The organism is Geodermatophilus sp. SYSU D00525, assembly GCF_054050475.1.
The window spans coordinates 94,651-113,800 of record NZ_JBJGZK010000007.1; the positions used below are offsets into that span (position 1 = coordinate 94,651).

The 19,150-nt window shown below is 74.7% G+C and carries 18 protein-coding genes and 1 tRNA gene; 13 read left to right on the forward strand and 6 right to left on the reverse strand.

Annotated features, from left to right (window positions below; translation table 11 throughout):
- Positions 1–114 precede the first annotated feature (114 nt).
- The 6 genes from ACI796_RS08380 (at position 115) to ACI796_RS08405 (ending at position 8,338) form a co-directional block, all read left to right on the forward strand.
- The gene (locus ACI796_RS08380) at positions 115–2,202 is read left to right on the forward strand and encodes a prolyl oligopeptidase family serine peptidase (RefSeq protein WP_456940766.1); all 2,088 of its coding nucleotides are present in this window, start codon (positions 115–117) and stop codon (positions 2,200–2,202) included.
- Between the two features lie 53 nt (positions 2,203–2,255).
- A complete protein-coding gene (locus ACI796_RS08385) occupies positions 2,256–3,266 on the forward strand; it encodes a mechanosensitive ion channel family protein (RefSeq protein ID WP_456940767.1) in 1,011 nt (336 codons plus the stop codon).
- Positions 3,263–4,573 carry an MFS transporter gene (locus ACI796_RS08390; protein WP_456940768.1) on the forward strand — a complete coding sequence of 437 codons (1,311 nt, stop codon included), beginning with the start codon at positions 3,263–3,265 and terminating at the stop codon, positions 4,571–4,573. Before ACI796_RS08385 ends, ACI796_RS08390 begins: the two co-directional genes overlap by 4 nt.
- Complete coding sequence (locus ACI796_RS08395; RefSeq protein ID WP_456940769.1) at positions 4,570–5,001, forward strand: globin; 432 nt, start codon at positions 4,570–4,572, stop codon at positions 4,999–5,001. The genes ACI796_RS08390 and ACI796_RS08395 overlap by 4 nt, the downstream gene beginning before the upstream one ends.
- A gap of 54 nt (positions 5,002–5,055) precedes the next feature.
- Positions 5,056–6,648: a glycoside hydrolase family 13 protein gene (locus ACI796_RS08400; protein ID WP_456940770.1), complete on the forward strand. Its 1,593-nt coding sequence runs from the start codon at positions 5,056–5,058 to the stop codon at positions 6,646–6,648.
- A 151-nt stretch (positions 6,649–6,799) separates the two neighbouring features.
- The gene (locus ACI796_RS08405; protein WP_456940771.1) at positions 6,800–8,338 is read left to right on the forward strand and encodes an ATP-binding cassette domain-containing protein; all 1,539 of its coding nucleotides are present in this window, start codon (positions 6,800–6,802) and stop codon (positions 8,336–8,338) included.
- A 66-nt stretch (positions 8,339–8,404) separates the two neighbouring features.
- Here the strand turns inward: ACI796_RS08405 and ACI796_RS08410 are convergent, their stop codons facing one another.
- Entirely contained in the window at positions 8,405–8,773 is a 369-nt protein-coding gene (locus ACI796_RS08410) for a hypothetical protein (RefSeq protein WP_456940772.1), read from the reverse strand.
- A 613-nt stretch (positions 8,774–9,386) separates the two neighbouring features.
- Between ACI796_RS08410 and ACI796_RS08415 the strand changes: the two genes are divergently transcribed.
- The 5 genes from ACI796_RS08415 to ACI796_RS08435 all read left to right on the forward strand — a co-directional run bounded on the left by ACI796_RS08415 (position 9,387) and on the right by ACI796_RS08435 (position 12,426).
- Positions 9,387–9,950: a biotin transporter BioY gene (locus ACI796_RS08415; RefSeq protein ID WP_456940773.1), complete on the forward strand. Its 564-nt coding sequence runs from the start codon at positions 9,387–9,389 to the stop codon at positions 9,948–9,950.
- Positions 9,951–9,991: 41 nt separating this feature from the next.
- A complete protein-coding gene (locus tag ACI796_RS08420; RefSeq protein WP_456940774.1) occupies positions 9,992–10,687 on the forward strand; it encodes an energy-coupling factor ABC transporter ATP-binding protein in 696 nt (231 codons plus the stop codon).
- The gene (locus ACI796_RS08425) at positions 10,684–11,349 is read left to right on the forward strand and encodes an energy-coupling factor transporter transmembrane component T family protein (RefSeq protein ID WP_456940775.1); all 666 of its coding nucleotides are present in this window, start codon (positions 10,684–10,686) and stop codon (positions 11,347–11,349) included. The genes ACI796_RS08420 and ACI796_RS08425 overlap by 4 nt, the downstream gene beginning before the upstream one ends.
- Positions 11,346–11,873: an MOSC domain-containing protein gene (locus tag ACI796_RS08430; protein WP_456940776.1), complete on the forward strand. Its 528-nt coding sequence runs from the start codon at positions 11,346–11,348 to the stop codon at positions 11,871–11,873. Before ACI796_RS08425 ends, ACI796_RS08430 begins: the two co-directional genes overlap by 4 nt.
- Positions 11,874–11,982: 109 nt before the next feature.
- Positions 11,983–12,426, forward strand: a complete 444-nt coding sequence (locus ACI796_RS08435; RefSeq protein ID WP_456940777.1) for a YccF domain-containing protein — start codon at positions 11,983–11,985, stop codon at positions 12,424–12,426.
- A 9-nt stretch (positions 12,427–12,435) separates the two neighbouring features.
- Here the strand turns inward: ACI796_RS08435 and ACI796_RS08440 are convergent, their stop codons facing one another.
- The 3 genes from ACI796_RS08440 to ACI796_RS08450 all read right to left on the reverse strand — a co-directional run bounded on the left by ACI796_RS08440 (position 12,436) and on the right by ACI796_RS08450 (position 15,310).
- Positions 12,436–12,849, reverse strand: a complete 414-nt coding sequence (locus ACI796_RS08440) for an acyl-CoA thioesterase (protein WP_456940778.1) — start codon at positions 12,847–12,849, stop codon at positions 12,436–12,438.
- Between the two features lie 176 nt (positions 12,850–13,025).
- Entirely contained in the window at positions 13,026–14,696 is a 1,671-nt protein-coding gene (ettA, locus tag ACI796_RS08445; RefSeq protein ID WP_456940779.1) for an energy-dependent translational throttle protein EttA, read from the reverse strand.
- Between the two features lie 104 nt (positions 14,697–14,800).
- On the reverse strand, positions 14,801–15,310 hold the full coding sequence (locus ACI796_RS08450) for a single-stranded DNA-binding protein (RefSeq protein ID WP_456940780.1): 510 nt from the start codon (positions 15,308–15,310) through the stop codon (positions 14,801–14,803).
- A 181-nt stretch (positions 15,311–15,491) separates the two neighbouring features.
- Between ACI796_RS08450 and ACI796_RS08455 the strand changes: the two genes are divergently transcribed.
- Positions 15,492–15,564 (forward strand) — tRNA-Arg (locus tag ACI796_RS08455).
- Positions 15,565–15,581: 17 nt separating this feature from the next.
- Here the strand turns inward: ACI796_RS08455 and ACI796_RS08460 are convergent.
- A complete protein-coding gene (locus ACI796_RS08460; RefSeq protein ID WP_456940781.1) occupies positions 15,582–16,979 on the reverse strand; it encodes an MFS transporter in 1,398 nt (465 codons plus the stop codon).
- Between the two features lie 402 nt (positions 16,980–17,381).
- Here ACI796_RS08460 and ACI796_RS08465 point away from each other — a divergent pair, with 402 nt between their 5' ends.
- Positions 17,382–18,050 (forward strand): DUF4333 domain-containing protein, encoded by a 669-nt coding sequence (locus ACI796_RS08465; RefSeq protein WP_456940782.1) that lies wholly within the window; start codon positions 17,382–17,384, stop codon positions 18,048–18,050.
- Positions 18,051–18,108: 58 nt separating this feature from the next.
- Here ACI796_RS08465 and ACI796_RS08470 read toward each other — a convergent pair whose 3' ends face one another.
- A complete protein-coding gene (locus tag ACI796_RS08470) occupies positions 18,109–19,149 on the reverse strand; it encodes an LLM class flavin-dependent oxidoreductase (RefSeq protein ID WP_456940783.1) in 1,041 nt (346 codons plus the stop codon).
- Position 19,150: the final 1 nt, after the last annotated feature.

Genomic DNA, 19,150 nt, shown 5'->3' on the forward strand with positions numbered 1-19,150 from the left:
GGGGCGGCCGCACAGGGCTGCGTCCATCCTGCCCTGACCTGGGCCTCCGGCGCGCGGGGAAACGACTCCGGAGGGTGCCGGGGCGCCGGTGAGGGCGCCGTTACGGTGGTGCGGGTGCGCTACCCCGACGCCGAGAGACTCGACCTGGTCGAGGACCTGCACGGCCACCGCGTGGCCGATCCCTACCGCTGGCTCGAGGACCCCGACGACCCGCGGACGCAGGCGTGGACCGCCGCCCAGGACGCCCTCACCGCCGACGTCCTCGGCGCGCTCCCCCTGCGGGCCGACCTCGCCGCCCGGCTCGAGCGGCTGGTACACGCCGGCGCCGTCGGCGTTCCGGTGCACCGCGGCGGCCGCGCCTTCTCCACCCGCCGCGACCCCGGCCAGGAGCACGCCGTCCTGCGGGTGCGCGAGGCCGACGGCAGCGTCCGCGTGCTGGTCGACCCGATGGCCGTCGACCCCTCGGGGACGACGACGCTCGACGCCTGGGCGCCGTCGTGGGAGGGCGACCGGCTGGCCTACCAGCTGTCCACCGGCGGCGACGAGGAGTCGCGGCTGTACGTCCTCGACGTCGCCACCGGCGAGCGGCTGGACGGGCCGGTCGACCGGTGCCGCTACTCCCCCGTCGCCTGGCTGCCCGGCGGCGAGGAGCTCTTCTACGTCCGCCGGCTCGCACCCGGCCAGGTGCCCGCCGGCGAGGAGCCGTTCCACCGCCGGGTGTGGCGCCACCGGGTCGGCGCCGACCCCGACGGCGACGTCCTGGTCCACGGCGAGGGTCTCGACCCCACCAACTACTACGGCGTGCGCACCAGCCGCGACGGCCGCTGGCTGGTCGTCTCCGCGTCGGCGGGCACCGCCCCGCGCGACGACGTCTGGCTGGCCGACCTGGCCGGGGACGGCGCCCTGCGCGAGCTCCAGGTCGGCGTCGACGCGCAGACCGCGGCGTGGGTGGCCCGCGACGGGCGGCTGTGGCTGCTCAGCGACCGCGGCACCCCGCGCTGGCGGCTCGCCGTCGCCGACCCGGAGGACCCGGCCACCTGGGCGGTGGAGGCGTGGGCCGACGTCGTCCCGCAGGCCGAGGACGGCGTGCTGTCCGACGTCGCGCTCGTCGACGGCGCCGACGGCTCGCTGCAGGTGCTCGCCGTCCACTCGGTCGACGCCACCGACCGGCTCTCGGTCTGGGCCGGTGACGGCTCCGGCCGGCTGGCCGAGGTGACCGGCCTGGGCGCCGGCAGCGTCTCCGGCGTCAGCGCCCCGCCGGAGGGCGGGACGACGGCCTGGGTGGGGTACACCGACCACGCGACGCCGCCGTCGGTGCTGCGCTGGGACGCCGCCGCGCCGACGGCGCTCGTCGAGGACGAGCGCGCCCCCGTGGCCGGCGAGGTGCCGGAGGTGACGGTCGTCGAGACGCACGCGACGTCGGCGGACGGCACCCCGGTGCACCTGTTCGTGCTGTCCGGCACCGGCACGCCCGACGCCCCGCGGCCGGCCGTCCTCTACGGCTACGGCGGGTTCAACGTCGCGCTCACCCCGTCCTACTCGGCGCAGGCGCTGGCCTGGGTCGCCGCGGGCGGGGTGTGGGCGGTGGCCAACCTGCGCGGCGGCTCCGAGCACGGCGAGGAGTGGCACCGCGCCGGCATGCGCGAGCGCAAGCAGAACGTCTTCGACGACTTCGCCGCGGCCGGTGAGCACCTGGTCGCCCAGGGGTGGACGACGCACGGGCAGCTCGCGGTGATGGGCGGGTCCAACGGCGGCCTGCTCGTCGGCGCCACCCTCACCCAGCGGCCCGGCCTCGCCGTCGGCGTCGTCTGCAGCGCCCCGCTGCTGGACATGGTCCGGTACGAGCGCTTCGGCCTGGGCCGCACATGGAACGACGAGTACGGCACCGCCGAGGACCCGGAGGAGCTCGGCTGGCTGCTCGGCTACTCGCCGTACCACGCCGTCCGGGAGGGCGCCGCCTACCCGGCGACGCTGTTCACGACCTTCGAGTCCGACACCCGCGTGGACCCGCTGCACGCCCGCAAGCTCGCCGCCGCGCTGCAGGCCGCCACGAGCGCCGACGCGCCGGTCCTGCTGCGGCGGGAGACGTCGGTGGGCCACGGCGCCCGGGCGGTCAGCCGCACCGTCGGCCTGGCCGCGGACCAGCTGGCCTTCCTCGCCGCCGCGACCGGCCTGTCCGGATGGCGCGCGGATCACTCCTGATCCGTCGCTCCGACCTGACACCATGGAGGGTGATGACTGCTCCACCCTCCGTAGTGACCGCCGCTGCTGACAGCGGGCTCGCCGGCACCATGCCCGACTGCGTCTCCGACCCGACGACGCTGTGCGCCAAGGTCTACGAGCTGTTCGGCGTCGACTGGCTCGCGAACAACGCCGAGGCGCTGATCGAGAAGCCGGCGAAGATCCTGCTGGTCGTGGTCATGGCCGCGGTCGTCCGGCTGCTGCTGCACCGGGCGATCCGGCGGCTGACCGACCGCACCGCCACCGGGTCGATGCCGACGATCCTGCGGCCGCTGCGCAACCGCACGGCCGCCGGCGGCGGCGACCCGCTCGAGCAGGTGGCCGCCCGGCGCACCCAGCGCGCCGAGGCGATCGGGTCGGTGCTGCGCAGCTTCGCCTCGTTCGTGGTCATGGGCATCGCCGTCGTCCTCGTGCTCGGCGAGCTCGGCATCAACCTGGCACCGATCGTGGCCAGCGCGGGTGTCGTCGGCGTCGCGCTCGGCTTCGGCGCGCAGAACCTGATCAAGGACTTCATCGCCGGGATCGGGATCATCCTGGAGGACCAGTACGGCGTCGGCGACGTCGTCGACCTCGGCGAGGCCAGCGGGACGGTCGAGGCGGTGGGCCTGCGGATCACCCGGCTGCGCGACGTCAACGGCGTCGTCTGGTACGCCCGCAACGGGGAGATCCTGCGCGTGGGCAACAAGAGCCAGGGCTACGCGCAGGTGGTCATCGACATGCCCGTCGCGCACGACACCGACCTCGAGCGGTGCCGCACCGTCATGCAGGAGGTCGCCGACGCGATGTACGCCGAGGACGAGTGGGCCGCGGTGCTGCTGGCCGAGCCCGAGTCCCTCGGCGTCGAGCAGATCCTCTCGGAGGGCGTCTTCATGCGGGTGCAGGTGCGCTCCACCAACGCCGACCAGTGGCGGGTCGGCCGCGAGCTGCGCATGCGGCTCAAGGAGCGGTTCGTCGCCGAGGGCATCAAGACCCCGCCCCCGCTGATCGGCGCGTCCTCCAGCGCCGCGGCCGCCGGCGCCCGATGAGCACCGGGGACGGTCGGCGGGCCACCTCCGAGGGAGAGGCCACCCAGCGGGCCACGTTCAGTGAGGTCTTCGCCGTCCGCGAGTTCCGGCCGCTGTTCGGCACCTACACGCTGTCGACCATCGGCGACGAGCTCGCGCGGGTCGCCCTGACCGTCCTCGTCTACCAGCGCACCGACTCGCCGCTGCTGTCGGCGTTCACCTTCGCGCTGGGCTTCCTGCCGTGGGCGCTCGGCGGCCCGGTGCTGGCGACGATCGCCGACCGCTTCCCGCGGCACCGGGTGCTCATCGCCAGCGACGTCGTCCGCGCGGTCCTGGTCGCCGGCATGGCGGTCCCCGGGACGCCGCTGCCGCTGCTGCTGGTCCTGCTCTTCCTGGTCGCGCTGTGCGCGCCGCCGTTCGAGTCGGCGCGCTCGGCGCTGATGGCCGACGTCCTGGAGGGCGAGCGCTACGCCGTCGCCACCTCGCTGACCAACGTCAGCCTCCAGGTGGCCCAGGTGGTCGGGTTCCTCGCCGCCGGCGGGCTGGTCACCGTGCTCAGCCCCTCGGTGGTGCTGCTGCTGGACGCCGCCACCTTCGCCGTGTCCGCCGTGTGGCTGACCCTCGGGCTGCACCGGCGGCCGGCGCCGGGGGACGAGCTCGCGGCGCCGTCGTCGGTGTGGCGGGAGGCCGGCGAGGGGCTGCGGCTGATCGGCGGCAGCCCGCGGCTGGTGGCGATCATCGCGCTGCTGTGGGTCGGCACCCTGTTCGCCAACGCCGCCGAGGGCATCGCCGCCCCGCTGACCGACGAGCTCGGCGAGGGCGCGGTCCAGGTGGGCGTGCTGCTGGCGGCCAACCCGCTCGGGGTCACCGTCGGCGGCCTGGTGGTCGCCCGCTTCCTCGGGACGGCGCGCAGCGACCGGCTGATGCCGGTGCTGGTGGGCCTGTCGCTGGCCCCGGTGCTGCTGGCCGGCCTGGTCGCCATGACCGCGGGCCCGGGGCGGGGCGCGTTCGCGGTCGTCGTCGGGCTGGTGTTCGTCGCCGGGCTCGGCGCGTCCTGGGCCATCCCGCTCAACGTCGCCTTCGTGCAGGCGGTGCCGCCGGCCTACCGGGGCCGCGCCTTCGGGGTCGCGGTCAGCGGGCTCTACGGCATCCAGGGCGTCGGCGCGCTGGCCGCCGGCCTGGCCGCGGAGGGGCTGCCGCCGAGCGCCGTCGTCGCGCTGGCCGGCGGGATCGGGCTGGTCGCGGTCGTGCCGCCGCTGCTCGCCTACGGGCGCACCCGGGCCCTCGTGGCAGAGGACCGCCCGGCTGCGGGACCATCGGTGTCATGAGCGAGGCGAGCCGGTCCCTGCCGTCGGCGCGGACCTTCTACGAGGAGGTCGGCGGAGAGCCGACCTTCCGGCGGCTCGTCGCCCGCTTCTACGCCGGCGTCAAGGCCGACCCGGTGCTCGCGCCGCTCTACCCCCAGGACGACTGGGAGGGCGCCGAGACCCGCCTGCGCCGCTTCCTCGAGCAGTACTGGGGCGGCCCCACCACCTACTCGCAGGAGCGCGGGCACCCGCGCCTGCGCATGCGGCACGCCCCGTTCGCGATCGGCCCGGCCGAGCGCGACGCGTGGCTGCGGCACATGCGGGACGCCGTCGACACCCTCGACCTGACCGAGGAGCAGGACGCCACCCTGTGGGGCTACCTGCAGATGGCCGCCCGCAGCATGCAGAACCGCTGGCCCGACGACGCGCCCGGCACCCTCTCCATCTGAGCCCGTCCTCCCGCCGTCGGCGGAGGCGCACGCCCGCACACCCCGAGGAGCCCGGTGAGTTCCCTCACCCCTGCCCGACCGTTCCGCCGCACCGACGCCGACTGGTGGCGGGACGCGGTCTTCTACCAGGTCTACATCCGCAGCTTCGCCGACGGCAGCGGCGACGGCGTCGGCGACCTCGCCGGCATCCGCGCCCGGCTGCCGCACCTGGTCGACCTCGGCGTCGACGCGCTGTGGATCACGCCCTTCTACCCCTCGCCGATGGCCGACCACGGCTACGACGTCGCCGACCCGCGCGACGTGGAGCCGGTGTTCGGTGACCTCGCCGAGTTCGACGCGCTGCTGGCCGAGGCGCACGCGGCCGACATCCGGGTGACCGTCGACCTGGTGCCCAACCACAGCTCGCACCAGCACGAGTGGTTCCAGGCGGCGCTGGCCGCCGGCCCCGGCTCGCCGGAGCGGGCGCGTTACCTGTTCCGGGACGGCCGCGGGCCCGACGGCGCCGAGCCGCCGAACAACTGGCCGTCGGTCTTCGGCGGGCCGGCCTGGTCGCGGGTGCCCGACGGCCAGTGGTACCTGCACATCTTCGCGCCCGAGCAGCCCGACCTGGACTTCACCAACCCCGAGGTGCTCGCCGACCTCGAGGAGACCATGCGGTTCTGGCTCGACCGCGGCGTCGACGGCTTCCGCATCGACGTCGCCCACGGCATGGCCAAGCCCGCCGGCCTGCCCGACATGGAGCCCATGGAGGACACCGGGCTGCTCGACGACCACGGCCCGGGCGACCACCGGTTCGACAACGACGGGGTGCACGAGGTGCACCGGCGCATCCGCGCCGTCCTCGACGAGTACCCCTGCACCATGGCCGTCGGCGAGGTGTGGGTCTCCGACGACGACCGGCTGGCCGACTACCTGCGCGCCGACGAGCTGCAACTGGCGTTCAACTTCAAGCTGCTGACCGCCGACTGGACGCCCGAGGACCTGCGCGACGCCGTCGTCCACTCGCTGGCCACCGTCGACGGGACCCCGGCGCCGGCCTGCTGGGTGCTGTCCAACCACGACCGGCCCCGGCACGTGACCCGCTACGGCGGCGGCGAGACCGGCACCCGGCGGGCGCGGGCGGCGGCGCTGCTGCAGCTGGCGCTCCCCGGCGCGGCCTACGTCTACAACGGCGACGAGCTCGGCATGCCCGACGTCGACCTGCCCGACGAGGTGCTGCAGGACCCGATCTGGGAGCGGTCCGGGCACACCGAGCGCGGCCGCGACGCCTGCCGCGTCCCGGTGCCGTGGTCGGGCACCGAGCCCTCCTACGGCTTCTCCGCGCAGCGGGAGACCTGGCTGCCGATGCCCGAGGGCTGGGGGCCGCTGACCGCCGAGGCGCAGGCCGCGGACCCGTCGTCGGTGCTGTCGCTGTACCGGGCGGCGCTGGCGTTGCGGGCGTCGTCGCCGGCCTTCTCCGGCGAGTCGCTGGAGTGGCTGCCCGCGCCCGAGGGGTGCCTCGCCTTCCGCCGGCCCGGCGGCCTGGTGTGCCTGGTGAACCTGTCCGCGGAGGCGGTGCCGCTGCCCGAGGGCCGGGTCCTGCTGGCCAGCGCCGACGTCGCCGGCGGCGCCCTGCCGGTCGACGCCGCGGTCTGGCTGCACGCCTGACCGGCGTGGGCGCGGCGCTCCCCGTCTCGGGAGGCGCCGCGCCCGCGCGCGGGTAGCATCGGTATCGGAACAGAGCGTCACGGGGGGACGCTGACGCCGCGGTCGACCGACCCGTGTCGGCGGCCCTGTGCCGGGGGAGGCGCGCCCACCGATGACGTTGTTGCAGGTCCAGGGCCTGGTGAAGTCCTTCGGGGCCCGCCGTGTCCTGCGGGACGTCTCCTTCACCCTCGGCGAGGGCGAGATCGTCGGGCTCGTCGGCACCAACGGGGCGGGCAAGTCGACCCTCGGCGACGTCATCGCCGGCATCACCCCCGCCGACGCCGGCTCCATGACGCTGCAGGGCCACCCCTACGCGCCGCTGTCGGCCGACGACGCCCGCCACCTCGGCGTCGGCGTCGTCCAGCAGCTGGTCCACATCGACCCCGGGCTCACCGTCGCCCAGGCGGTCTTCCGTGGCACGACCCAGACGGGGCTGCCGCCGCGCGAGCTGCGCCGGCAGGCCCAGGTGCTGCTCGCCGAGGTCGCCCTCGACGTCGACCCCGACACCCCCGTCGGGGACCTGCCGCACTTCGTGCACGGCCTCGTCGAGATCGCGCGCGTGCTCGCCGAGGACACCCGCCTGGTGGTGCTCGACGAGGTGTCGGCGCCACTGCTGCCCTCGGAGGTCGGCCGCCTGCACGCCGTCGCCGCCCGGCTGGGCCGGCAGGGCCGCGGCGTCCTCTACATCAGCCACCGGCTGCCCGAGATGCTCGAGGTGGTCGACCGGGTGCTCGTCCTGCGCGACGGGAGGATCGCCCTCGACGCGCCGGCCGCGACGCTGGACCCGGTGCGGCTGGCCGCGGAGACCGTCGGCGAGCCGGTGACGCCGCCGGAGCCCCGGGTGGCCTCGGCGCCGGAGCCGGCGCCGGCCGAGGAGGCCCCCGTGCGCGTGTCCCCGCGGCTGGTGCCCTCCGACGAGGTGGTGCTGCGGGTCCGCAACCTGCGGGTGCCCGGCGCGGTCGAGGGCGTCGACCTGCTGCTGCGCCGCGGCGAGGTGATCGGGCTGACCGGGCACCGGTCCTCCGGCGTCCGCGAGATCGCCGAGGCGCTGTCCGGGGAGCTGCCGGCGGTCACCGACGAGCTGCAGCTGTTCGGCGAGCAGCGCTCGCTCGGGTCCTCCGGGGACGGCCCCGGGCTGGAGCTGCCGGTGTACCGCCCGGACGAGGACGCCTACGGCGTGGACCCCGGCGAGACGATCGCCCGGACGATGACCCAGGAGGCGTGGGGCTCGCTGTCGGACCTGCGCAAGGAGATCGCCCAGCTGCGCGGGGTCATCCGGACCGTGCACCGGATGGACGTGAAGACGCTGAGCATCCGCACGGTGTTCGGCGCGCTGTCCGGCGGCGACCAGCACAAGCTCGCGCTCGCCCGGTGGATGTCGGAGTGCGCGCGCGACGTCGTCGTCCTCCACGAGCCCACCCGCGGCCTGGACGTGCGGGCCCGGCGGCAGGTCCGCCAGCTGCTGGACGAGGCGACCGCGCACGGGACGTCGGTCGTCGTCGTGTCGGTGGACCCCGACGAGCTGGCCGAGTGCTGCGACCGGGTCGGCATCGTCGCCGGCGGCCGCGTCGCCCGGTGGATCGACACCGGTGAGCTCGCCGTCGACGCGGTGCGCGACCGCATCGTCGAGGCCGCCACCGCAGCCGCCTGAAGCCGGGTGCTGCTGCGCCGGCACCCGACCCGGCCCCCGTCCGGGTCGGGTGCCGACGCCGCCGGCTCAGACGCTGACGGTCGCCGCGACCGCGCGCAGCTTGTGCCGCGCCAGCGCCAGGTTGGCGGTCACGCGGTTGAGCACGAGGTAGATGAACAGGCCGGCGTTGCCCTGCCCCTTGAGCACGTTGATCAGGTGGTACTGGCTCTGCAGCGTGATGAGGATGTCCTCGACCTCGTCCTTGAGCTCGAGGTCGTTGATCGTGCGCAGCTTGGCGCGCACGACGTTGGAGTTGCCGGCGGCCGCCACGTTGAGGTCGAAGCCGGGCGTGCCGCCCGCCGCGAGGGCCATGCCGCTGTCGATGTCCACGATCGCTGCGCCGTTGGCGCCCTCGATCGCGAGCAGGTCGGCGATGACGTTGTCGAGTGATGCCACGGAAAGGGCTCCTGTCGTCTCGAGAGGGGGACGCAGCGACGGGCTGCGCACCGGGCCGGGAGGCGACCCGGGTCGACCGGACGGGCCGGGCGTCTGGGGAGGCACGGCGTCCTCCGGCGGCACGGCCGGCGGGACGTCGTGCGCCGCACCGGCCGGGGCCGGGGGCGGTGGGTGCTGGGACTCCGGGCGGCGCGCCGGCTCCTCGACGGCGGGCGGTGGGGGCGGCGGCAGGGGCACCGGCGCGGTGTGCCGGGTGGCCCCGGCGCGCCCGGGCCACGGGTCCCGACGCGGCTCCGGGCCGGCGTCCGGGGTGGCAGCCGAGGTGGCTCCGCGTGGCTCGTGACGTCCCCGCGACCACAGCGACGCCCACCACCCGGTTGTCATGCAGATACCGCCCCGTCCCCGCCTCCGCCGAAGGCCTCAGCGACCCCAGACAACACGTGCCGGGCGGCCCGGGCAAACCGGCGGACGTATCTGCAGGTGAGCGCGCGGACACCGACGGCGACGGGATCGGGAGGACCCCGGGACGCCCGCCGGACGGCTCCCGCCCGGCTCTCGGGTACCTTCCGCGGGGACCGCGCGGGCCCGTCCCGCTGCCTGTGGAGGAGACACAGTGAAGACCCGGGACCTCGCCTACGTCGCCCTGTTCGCCGCGATCATCGCCGTGCTGGGGACCCTGCCGGCGATCAACGTCGGACCGGTGCCCATCACCGCGCAGACCCTCGGCGTCATGCTCGCCGGCAGCGTGCTGGGCGCCCGCCGCGGCTCCCTCGCGGTCCTGCTGTTCCTGGTGCTGGTGGCGATCGGGCTGCCTCTGCTGGCCAGCGGCGCGGGCGGCCTGGCGCCCTTCGCCGGCCCGACGGCGGGCTACCTGTTCAGCTGGCCGGTGGCCGCGTTCGTGATCGGCTGGCTGACCGAGGGCACCTGGGACCGCTACAACGTCCTGGTCGGCACGGCGGTCAACGTGGTCGGCGGCATCGTCGTGGTCTACGCCGTCGGCGTCCCGGTGCTCAAGGCCGTGACCGGGCTGCCGTGGGCCGAGGCGTTCTGGACGGGCGCCGCCATCTTCGTCCCGGGCGACCTGTTCAAGGCCTTCGTCGCCGCGGCCATCGCCGACGTCGTCCGGCGCAGCTACCCCGTCATCGACCGTCCCCGCCGGGCCGCCGGCACCCGGTGAGGCTCCGCCGTCCCGGTCCGGCGCCCGCCGCGGACGAGCTCGTGGAGCCGGGGCGCGGCATCGAGCTGCGCGGCGTCGGGCACCGGTACGGCGACCGGGTGGTGCTCGAGGGCCTCGACCTCACGCTGACCGAGCCGCGGGTCGGGGTCATCGGCGCCAACGGCTCGGGCAAGAGCACCTTCGCCCGGCTGCTCAACGGCCTGGTGGTGCCCACCGAGGGGCGGGTGCTGGTCGACGGGCTGGACACCCGCACCCAGGTGCGCGCGGTGCGGCGCCGCGTCGGGTTCGTCTTCCAGGACCCCGACGCGCAGATCGTGCACCCGACGGTGGCCGAGGACGTCGCCTACGGGCTGGAGAACCAGGGCGTCCCGCCCGACGAGCGGGCCGCCCGCGTCGCCGAGGTGCTGGCCCGCTACGGCCTGGCCGGGCACGCCGACCACCCCGCGCACCTGCTCTCGGGCGGGCAGAAGCAGCTGCTGGCGATCGCCGGCGTGCTGGTCATGCGCCCCGCCCGCATCGTGTTCGACGAGCCGACGACGCTGCTGGACCTGGTCAACGCCCGGCGGGTGGCCGAGCTGGTCGCCGGGCTGGAGCAGCAGGTCGTCGTCGTCACCCACCACCTGGAGCTGCTCGACGGCTTCGACCGGGTGCTCGTCGTCGACCGCGGCCGGGTGGTGGAGGACGCCGCCCCCGGCCCGGCCGTGGCCGCCTACCGCGCGCTGATGGCCGGCCGGTGACCCTCGCGCTGTACGTCCCGCGGGCCAGCGTCGTCCACCGGCTGCCGGCCGGGGTCAAGCTGCTCGCCCTCGCCGTCCTCGCCGTCGCGCTGTTCTGGCTGCCGACGCTGCCCGCGGCCGGCGCGGCCCTGGCGGGGGTGCTGGTCCTCGGCCTGCTCGTCGCCCGGCTGCCGGTGGCCGTGCTGGCCCGGCAGGCGCGGGCGATGACGTGGTGGGTGCTGGCGCTGCTGGTCGTGCACGCGCTGACCACCGACCTGCGGACCGGCGCGCACGTCGCGCTGCGCCTGCTCACGCTGGTGCTGGCCGCGGCCGTGGTGACGGCGACGACGCGGGTGAGCGCGATGGTGGCCGTGGTCGAGCGGCTGGCGACCCCGCTGCGGCTGGTCGGCGTGCGGCCGGCGCGGGTCGGGCTGGTGGTCACCATGGCGCTGCGGTTCATCCCGGTCCTCGTCGAGCGCGCCGACCGCATCCGCGAGGCGCAGGCGGCCCGCGGCGGCTCCCCCCGCGGCCTGCGCGCGCTGCGGACGACGGTCGCCCCGCTGCTGGTGCAGGTCCTGCAGATGGCCCACGACGTGAGCGAGGCGCTGGACGCCCGCGGCGCCGACGACGTCCCGCCCCCGCGCCGCCGCCGGCGCTCCCCCGCCCCGGAGGTCTCCCGATGACCGTCCTCGAGATCTGGACGACCCCGGCCGCCGCCGCGCCCATGCGGCGGGTCCCCTCCGCGCGGCTGCTGGCCGGGCGCGGGCTGGAGGGCGACCGCTACGCCCTCGGCGGCGGCACCTGGGCGCGCTACCCGGACCTGGAGAAGCAGCTGACCCTGATCGACGCCGACGACGTCGCGGCGGTCGGGGCGGAGGTGGGTGTGCCGCTGACGCCGGGCGACACCCGCCGCAACCTGGTCACCACCGGGGTCGACCTGCCCTCGCTGGTGGGCCGCTGGTTCGCCGTCGGGGACGCGCTGCTGTTCGGGGTGAAGCGCTGCCCGCCGTGCGCGCACCTCGAGCGGCTCACCGGCGCCCGGCTGGTGAAGGCGATGGTGCACCGCGGCGGGATCAACGCGGCGGTGTTCGCGGGGGCGGAGGTCGCCGAGGGCGCCGTCCTCCGGCCGGTGCCGGAGGAGGAGGCCGCCCGCCGCGGGGCGCCGACCGGGGCGGACCGGCCGGTGCCGCGGATCGTGGCCGGCTGAGCGCTCGGACCAGCCGGCAGGAGCGGAGGACCTCGTCCCGGCCGGTCGGCCGCCCCCGAGCCGTCCCGCCGGCGCGGAACCCGGCGCGCCCGCGGTCCGTCGTCTGTGTGTGGACACCCTCCGCACGCTGCTGAACCTGGTCTGGCTGGTCCTGCAGGGCTGGCTGCTCGCCCTGGCCTACGCCTTCGCCGGCGTGGTGGCCTGCCTCCTGGTGGTGACCATCCCGTTCGGCATCGCCTCGTTCCGGCTCGCCGGCTTCGTGCTGTGGCCGTTCGGCCGCACGACGGTGCGGGCGCCGGGCGCCGGCGCCGCGTCGGCGATCGGGAACCTGCTGTGGTTCCTCGTCGCCGGGTGGTGGCTGGCACTGATCCACGTGCTCGCCGGGATCGCCTTCTGCGTGACGGTCATCGGGATCCCGTTCGGGATCGCGTCGTTCAAGCTGGCCGGCGTCGGGCTGTTCCCGCTGGGCAAGCGGGTGGTCGAGACCGCTCCCCCGCGCGACTGGATGCACGCCGGCAGCGGCGTGGTGCAGGCCGCGCCGGCCGGCCGCTGACGCCGGGGCTCAGCCCTCCGGCTCGTCGGCCCAGCGGGCGAGGAACTCCTTCTCGTCCGGCGTGAGCCGGCGCGGCCGGTCGATGGAGAAGTCGAAGGGCACCAGCAGCGTGCTGCCGGTGACGGCGAGCCGCTCGTGGTCGAAGACCTCGTAGTGGCAGGTGAAGGCGGCCGCGCGGACGCCCGACACCCAGATCTGCACGTCCAGCGGCCGGGCGGAGTAGACGACCGGCCGCTTGTAGGCGATCTCGTGCGCCGCGACGACGGTGCCGCGGCGCAGTCCGGTGCGCTCCTCCAGCGACGCCCGCTCGAAGAACAGCGCGACCCGCGCCATCTCGAAGTACTGCAGGTAGACGACGTTGTTGACGTGGCCGTAGGCGTCCATGTCCGACCAGCGCATGGGGACCTGCACCGTGAACCGCACGGTCCGACACCCTGCCGCACGCCTGCCGAGCCCGTCGACCGCGGCTGCCCGCGCCGTGTGCACGTGCCGCGCCCTGGACCGCCGTCCACCCACGCCGTGTGCACACCGCACCCGAGACGCCGACGGCCGGCCGGAGCAGGTGCTCCGGCCGGCCGTCGGCGGGGTGTGACCGCGGACTAGTCGCGGGCCAGCTTGCGGTAGGTCGCGCGGTGCGGGCGGGCGGCCTCGGGGCCCAGCCGCTCGACCTTGTTCTTCTCGTAGTCGGCGAAGTTGCCCTCGAACCAGAACCACTTGGACTCGCCCTCGTAGGCGAGGATGTGGGTGGCCACGCGGTCGAGGAACCACCGGTCGTGGCTGACCACCACGGCGCAGCCGGGGAACTCCAGCAGCGCCGACTCCAGGCTGGTCAGCGTCTCGACGTCGAGGTCGTTGGTCGGCTCGTCGAGCAGGAGCAGGTTGCCGCCCTGCTTGAGGGTGAGCGCGAGGTTCAGCCGGTTGCGCTCACCGCCGGAGAGCACGCCGGCCGGCTTCTGCTGGTCCGGGCCCTTGAAGCCGAACGCCGCGACGTAGGCCCGCGACGGCATCTCCACGTTGCCGACCTTGATGTGGTCCAGCCCGTCGGAGACGACCTCCCACAGCGTCTTCTTGGGGTCGATGCCGCTGCGGGTCTGCTCGACGTAGGAGACCTTCACGGTCTCGCCGACCTTGATCTCGCCGTCGTCCGGCTTCTCCTCGCCGACCAGCATCTTGAACAGCGTGGTCTTGCCGGCGCCGTTCGGCCCGACGACGCCGACGATGCCGTTGCGCGGCAGCGTGAACGACAGGTCGTCGATGAGGATGCGGTCGCCGAAGCCCTTGGTGAGGTCGCGGCTCTCGACGACCACGTTGCCCAGCCGCGGCCCCGGCGGGATCTGGATCTCCTCGAAGTCCAGCTTGCGGAACTTGTCGGCCTCGGCCGCCATCTCCTCGTAGCGGGCCAGGCGCGCCTTGCTCTTGGCCTGCCGGGCCTTGGTGTTGGAGCGGACCCACTCCAGCTCCTCGGCCAGCCGCTTCTGCCGCTTGGCGTCCTTGGCGCCCTCGACCTTGAGACGGGCGGCCTTGGTCTCCAGGTAGGTGGAGTAGTTGCCCTCGTAGGGGTAGGCCCGGCCGCGGTCGAGTTCGAGGATCCACTGGGCGACGTTGTCGAGGAAGTACCGGTCGTGGGTGACGGCGACGACGGTGCCGGCGTACTTCTCGAGGTGCTGCTCCAGCCACGCGACGCTCTCGGCGTCGAGGTGGTTGGTGGGCTCGTCGAGCAGCAGCAGGTCGGGCGCCTCGAGCAGCAGGCGGCACAGGGCGACGCGGCGGCGCTCACCACCGGACAGGACGGTGACGTCGGCGTCGCCGGGCGGGCAGCGCAGCGCGTCCATGGCCTGCTCGATGCGGGCGTCGAGCTCCCACCCGTCGGCGTTCTCGATGACCTCCATGAGCTCGCCCTGCTCGGCCAGCAGCGCGTCGAAGTCGGCGTCGGGCTCGCCCATCGCCGCGCTGACCTCCTCGAAGCGGGTCAGCGCGTCGCGGATCGGCTTGACGGCCTCCTCGACGTTGCCGCGCACGTCGAGCTCCTCGTTGAGCGGCGGCTCCTGCAGCAGGATGCCGACCGTGGCCTCCGGTGCCAGCGTCGCGTCGCCGTTGGAGGGCTGGTCGAGCCCGGCCATGATCTTGAGGACGGTGGACTTCCCGGCGCCGTTGGGCCCGACGACACCGATCTTGGCGCCGGGCAGGAAGGACAGGGTGACGTCGTCCAGGATCACCTTGTCGCCGTGCGCCTTGCGGGCACGGACCATGGAGTAGATGTACTGAGCCACTGGGCGTTCGAGCCTTCCGTCGGTGCGCGAGGAGGGGCGGGCCGGTGTCTGCTCCGGCCCGGCCCCCGTGCGTTCTCGGCCCCGATCCTCCCAGTTCGCGGCGGCTAGCGGAGAGCCGGTTCCGGCAGGGCGTCGAGCGCCGCGCCGGCCGCGGACGAGTCGGGGTCCAGCTCGTACAACGGCTCGACAGGCTCCGGATAGTCCCGCTCGCCGGCGGCGTCGTCGACCGGCTCGGCCGGCGGGGGCGCGGCCGTCGTCCGCCGGGTCTTGCGGAACTCCGCGGTGCCCTTGCTCAGGTCGAAGCCCACGGTCCGGGCCCGGACCCGCGGCCGGCTGTGGCGGCCCGTGTCGTTCTCCCACTCGTCGGTGCGCAGCGTGCCCCGGACGATGACCGGGTCGCCCTTGCTGACGCTGTGCGACACGTTGCCGCTCAGCTCGTTCCAGCACTCGACGTCGACGAAGAACGACGCGCCGTCGACGAAGCCCTGCGCGGTGCCGTCCCAGCGCCGCTCGGTGGAGGCGACGCGGAAGTTGGTGACGGTGCCGCTCTGGGTGCGCACGCGGCTGGGTGAGGTGACGACGTTGCCGATGACGGTGATCTCGGTGGCGCTCACGGTGCTCCTCGGGTCTGGCAGGCCGGCACGGTGCCGGTCGCGGACCCGACCCTCGCCCCGCCCAGGAGCCCGTGGCGGCGCCGGGAGCGACCTGTGGAGTACCCGGCGCCTGTGGACGGTGGCCGGTCCGGTCGTCACCGGCTCACGCCCGACGCCGCGGAGGTGTCATCCTTGCGGCCGAGCGCCCGTAGCTCAGCGGATAGAGCAGGTGCCTTCTAAGCACTTGGTCGCAGGTTCGATCCCTGCCGGGCGCGCTGTGCGCGTCTGACCGTCAGGTCCTGGGCCGCGGGTCGCCCGTGGCCACCCCGGTCGTCGGCTCCGCCCTCCCGGTGCCGGGGCCCGACCTGCCCCGGATCTCACTCCTGGTGCGCGTCTCGCGCAGGGCGAGCGCCGAGAGGAACGTGATCAAGCCCATCAGGGCGATGTAGGCCGACACCGAGGCGGATGTGCCCGTGGCGGCCAGGAGCGCGGTCATGAGGAAGGGCGTGGCTCCGCTCACCAGGATGGCGGCCAGCTGATAGGCCAGAGAGGCCCCCGAGTAGCGGATCCGCGGCTCGAACAGCTCGGCCAGGAAGGCGGCCAGGGGGCCGTAGGTGAGGGAGGACCCGATCAGCCCGCCGAGGAGCGCCAGGAAGATCAGTGGCAGCGACCCGGTGTCGATGAGCCAGAAGAACGGGAACGCCCACAGGGCGATGACCGCGGCGCCCAGCAGGATGGGGGGCCGGCGGCCTATCCGGTCCGACGCCGCTCCGCTGAAGTAGATGACGAACACGGAGATCGCCGAGGCGGCGAGCGTGATGGAGAGCAGGTCGTCGCGGTCGACGCCGAGCTCGCGGGTGGCGTAGTCCAGGACTCCGGCGATGCTGATGTAGAAGATCGCGTTGGTGCCGAACAGCAGCCCCGCGCCGAGCAGCACCGGCCGGCGGTGCTTGCGCACGACCTCCTTGAGCGGTGCCTGCGCCACCTGGGCCCCGGCAGCGTGGTCGTGGCGGTCCTGGAGCTGACGGAAGACCGGGGTGTCCTCGACCCGCAACTGGATGAACATGACCACGGGGAGCAGCACGGCGCTGGCCAGGAACGGGATGCGCCAGCCCCAGGAGACGAAGGCCTCGGGGCTCACCGCGGCGCTCACCGCCAGGAAGACGACGTTGCCCAGGATGACGCCGATGGGGACGCCCATCTGCCCGAAGGTGCCCGCGCGCCCCTGGTGGTCCCGCCCGGCGTTCTCGGTGAGCAGGAGGATGACCCCGCCCCACTGTCCGCCGACCGCGATGCCCTGCAGGAAGCGCAGCGCGACGAGCGCGATCGGGGCGAGCACGCCGATCGAGTCGGCCGTCGGCAGCAAGCCGATGAGGAAGGTCGCCGACCCCATCAGGATCAGGCACGTGACCAGGGCGGGCTTGCGGCCGACCTTGTCCCCGAAGTGGCCGAAGACCAGGCCGCCGATGGGACGGGCGATGAAGCCGGCCCAGAAGGTGCTGAAGGCCAGCAACGTGCCGACGAGCGGAGAGGCGTTGGGGAAGAACAGCTCACCGAACACCAATGCCGCCGCAGTGGCGTAGATGAAGAAGTCGTACCACTCGATCGAGCTCCCGATGAGCCCTGCGGCCATGAGCTTGCGCAGCGACCGACGGTCGAGAGCGGGCGCTTCTTGTCGTGGGGTTGTCATGGCAGTCCCTGTCGCCCATCACGGAGGCGCCGTGGAACGCGCCGGCAGGCTGGGGGTGCAGCGTGCGGCGTGCGATCGCTGGCGCAAGGCAGCTGCTGTCTCGGCCGCGTCCGGCTGTCGGCTGGTCCGACGTCGGTACGGCCATTCTGGCATCCGGGGAGAGGAGGCGCCGGGTCGACCGGATGACCTCGGCGACGACGAGCGCCCGTCCCGGGTGACACCGCCGCACGGCCTGCGCCCCGACCCTCGTCTCCCGCCAGACGCCGACGGCGCGGGTCGATGCCCGTGTCACCGGCGCTGGCACCGCGCTGCAAGTGCGATGGAAGGGCGCTGCAAGCGGGCGGCGGCACGGTGCTCCCGAGCACCCGGGGACGGCCCCGGGACCGCACCGAGGAGCGCCCCGTGACCCAGGTCCACGACCCCCGCAACGCCCAGCCGTACGCCCCGCAGGGCCCCTACGCGCCGGCGCCCTTCCCCGCCCCCACCGGCTGGGACGGCCCCGGCTCCACCCCGGGCGCCCCCTACGGCCAGCAGCCCCCGAAGAAGCGCACCGGCGCCATCGTCGGCAGCATCCTCGCGGTGCTCGTGGTCGCCGGGCTCGGCGTCGGCGCCTTCTTCCTCCTCGGCAGCAAGGTCCTCGACACCGCCGAGGCCGAGCGGCAGATCGCCGCCATCGCCGAGGAGCAGGCCGGCGTCACCGTCACCGACGTGACCTGTCCCGACGACGTGGAGCTCGCCGCCGGCACGGTCACCACCTGCACCGCGCAGCTGGAGGGCCAGGAGGTCACCTTCACCGTCGAGCAGACCGACGACGAGGGCAACGTGACCATCGACAGCGACCAGGTCTACGTGCACGTGGCCGACGTCGAGTCGGCGCTGGTCAGCCAGTTCGCCCTCGACGGCGGTTTCGACATCACCGCCACCTGCGACGGCGGCGACCGCTCCGTGCTCGTCGCCGAGGACGGCCTGCAGCTGGTCTGCACCGTCGCGCTGGTCGACGACCCGAGCCAGAACGGCGAGGTCGTCGCCGAGATCGACGCCGAGGGCAACGTCACCTTCCTGGAGAACTGACCCCACCACACGCGAGAGGCCCGGGACCGCTGGGTCCCGGGCCTCTCGCGTGCGCGCGTCAGCGTGCGGCGGCGGGCGTCCAGCCCAGCGCCGGCGCGACGTGGCGCGCGACGTTCTCCAGCAGCCGGGCGTTGTACTCGACGCCGAGCATGTTCGGCACCGTGAGCAGCAGGGTGTCGGCCTCGCGGACGGCGGCGTCCTTGGCCAGCTCCTCGGCGACCTGGTCGGGCTCGCCGGCGTAGCTGCGGCCGAAGCGGGCCCGCACGCCCTCGAGCAGGGCGACCTGGTCGGACGAGCGGCGCTCGTCGCCGAAGTAGGCGCGGTCGAGGTCGGACACGATCGGGATGACGCTGCGGCTCACCGACACCCGCGGCTCGCGGTCCCACCCGGCCTCGGCCCAGGCGGCGCGGTAGCGGGCGATCTGCTCGGCCTGCAGCTCGTCGAACGGCACCCCGGTGTCCTCGGACAGCAGCGTCGAGCTCATGAGGTTCAGCCCCTGGCGGGCGGCCCACTCCCCCGTCGCCCGGGTGCCGGCGCCCCACCAGATCCGGTCGGCCAGCCCCGGCGACTGCGGCTGCACGGCGAGCCGGCCGCGCGCGCCGCCGGTCATCCCGGGGTCGGCGTCGACGACGGTCGCGCCCCGGGCCGCGGCGAGGAACAGCGCCGTCTTCTCCCGCGCCAGGTCGGCGTCCGAGGACCCCTCCGGCGGGACGTACCCGAACGCCTCCGAGCCGCGCAGCGCCGTCTCCGGTGAGCCCCGGCTCACGCCGAGCTGCAGCCGGCCGCCGGCGAGCAGGTCGGTGGCCGCGGCCTCCTCGGCCATGTACAGCGGGTTCTCGTAGCGCATGTCGATGACGCCGGTGCCGAGCTCGATCCGCGAGGTCCGCGCGGCCATGGCGGCCAACAGCGGGAACGGCGAGGCGAGCTGCCGCGCGAAGTGGTGCACCCGGACGAACGCGCCGTCCAGGCCGAGCTCCTCGGCGGCGACGGCGAGCTCGACGGTCTGCACCAGCGCATCCCGCGCCGTGCGCACCTGCGAGCCGGGCAGAGGCTGCCAGTGACCGAACGACAGGAACCCGATGCGCTTGCCGGCGTCCATG

Bases quoted from the DNA above. Each gene is read 5' to 3' on its own strand.
- ACI796_RS08390 (WP_456940768.1), top strand. From the start codon at position 3,263: ATGAGCACCGGGGACGGTCGGCGGGCCACCTCCGAGGGAGAGGCCACC.
- ACI796_RS08395 (WP_456940769.1), top strand. From the start codon at position 4,570: ATGAGCGAGGCGAGCCGGTCCCTGCCGTCGGCGCGGACCTTCTACGAG.
- ACI796_RS08405 (WP_456940771.1), top strand. From the start codon at position 6,800: ATGACGTTGTTGCAGGTCCAGGGCCTGGTGAAGTCCTTCGGGGCCCGC.
- ACI796_RS08430 (WP_456940776.1), top strand. From the start codon at position 11,346: ATGACCGTCCTCGAGATCTGGACGACCCCGGCCGCCGCCGCGCCCATG.
- ACI796_RS08460 (WP_456940781.1), bottom strand. From the start codon at position 16,979: ATGACAACCCCACGACAAGAAGCGCCCGCTCTCGACCGTCGGTCGCTG.
- ACI796_RS08470 (WP_456940783.1), bottom strand. From the start codon at position 19,149: ATGGACGCCGGCAAGCGCATCGGGTTCCTGTCGTTCGGTCACTGGCAG.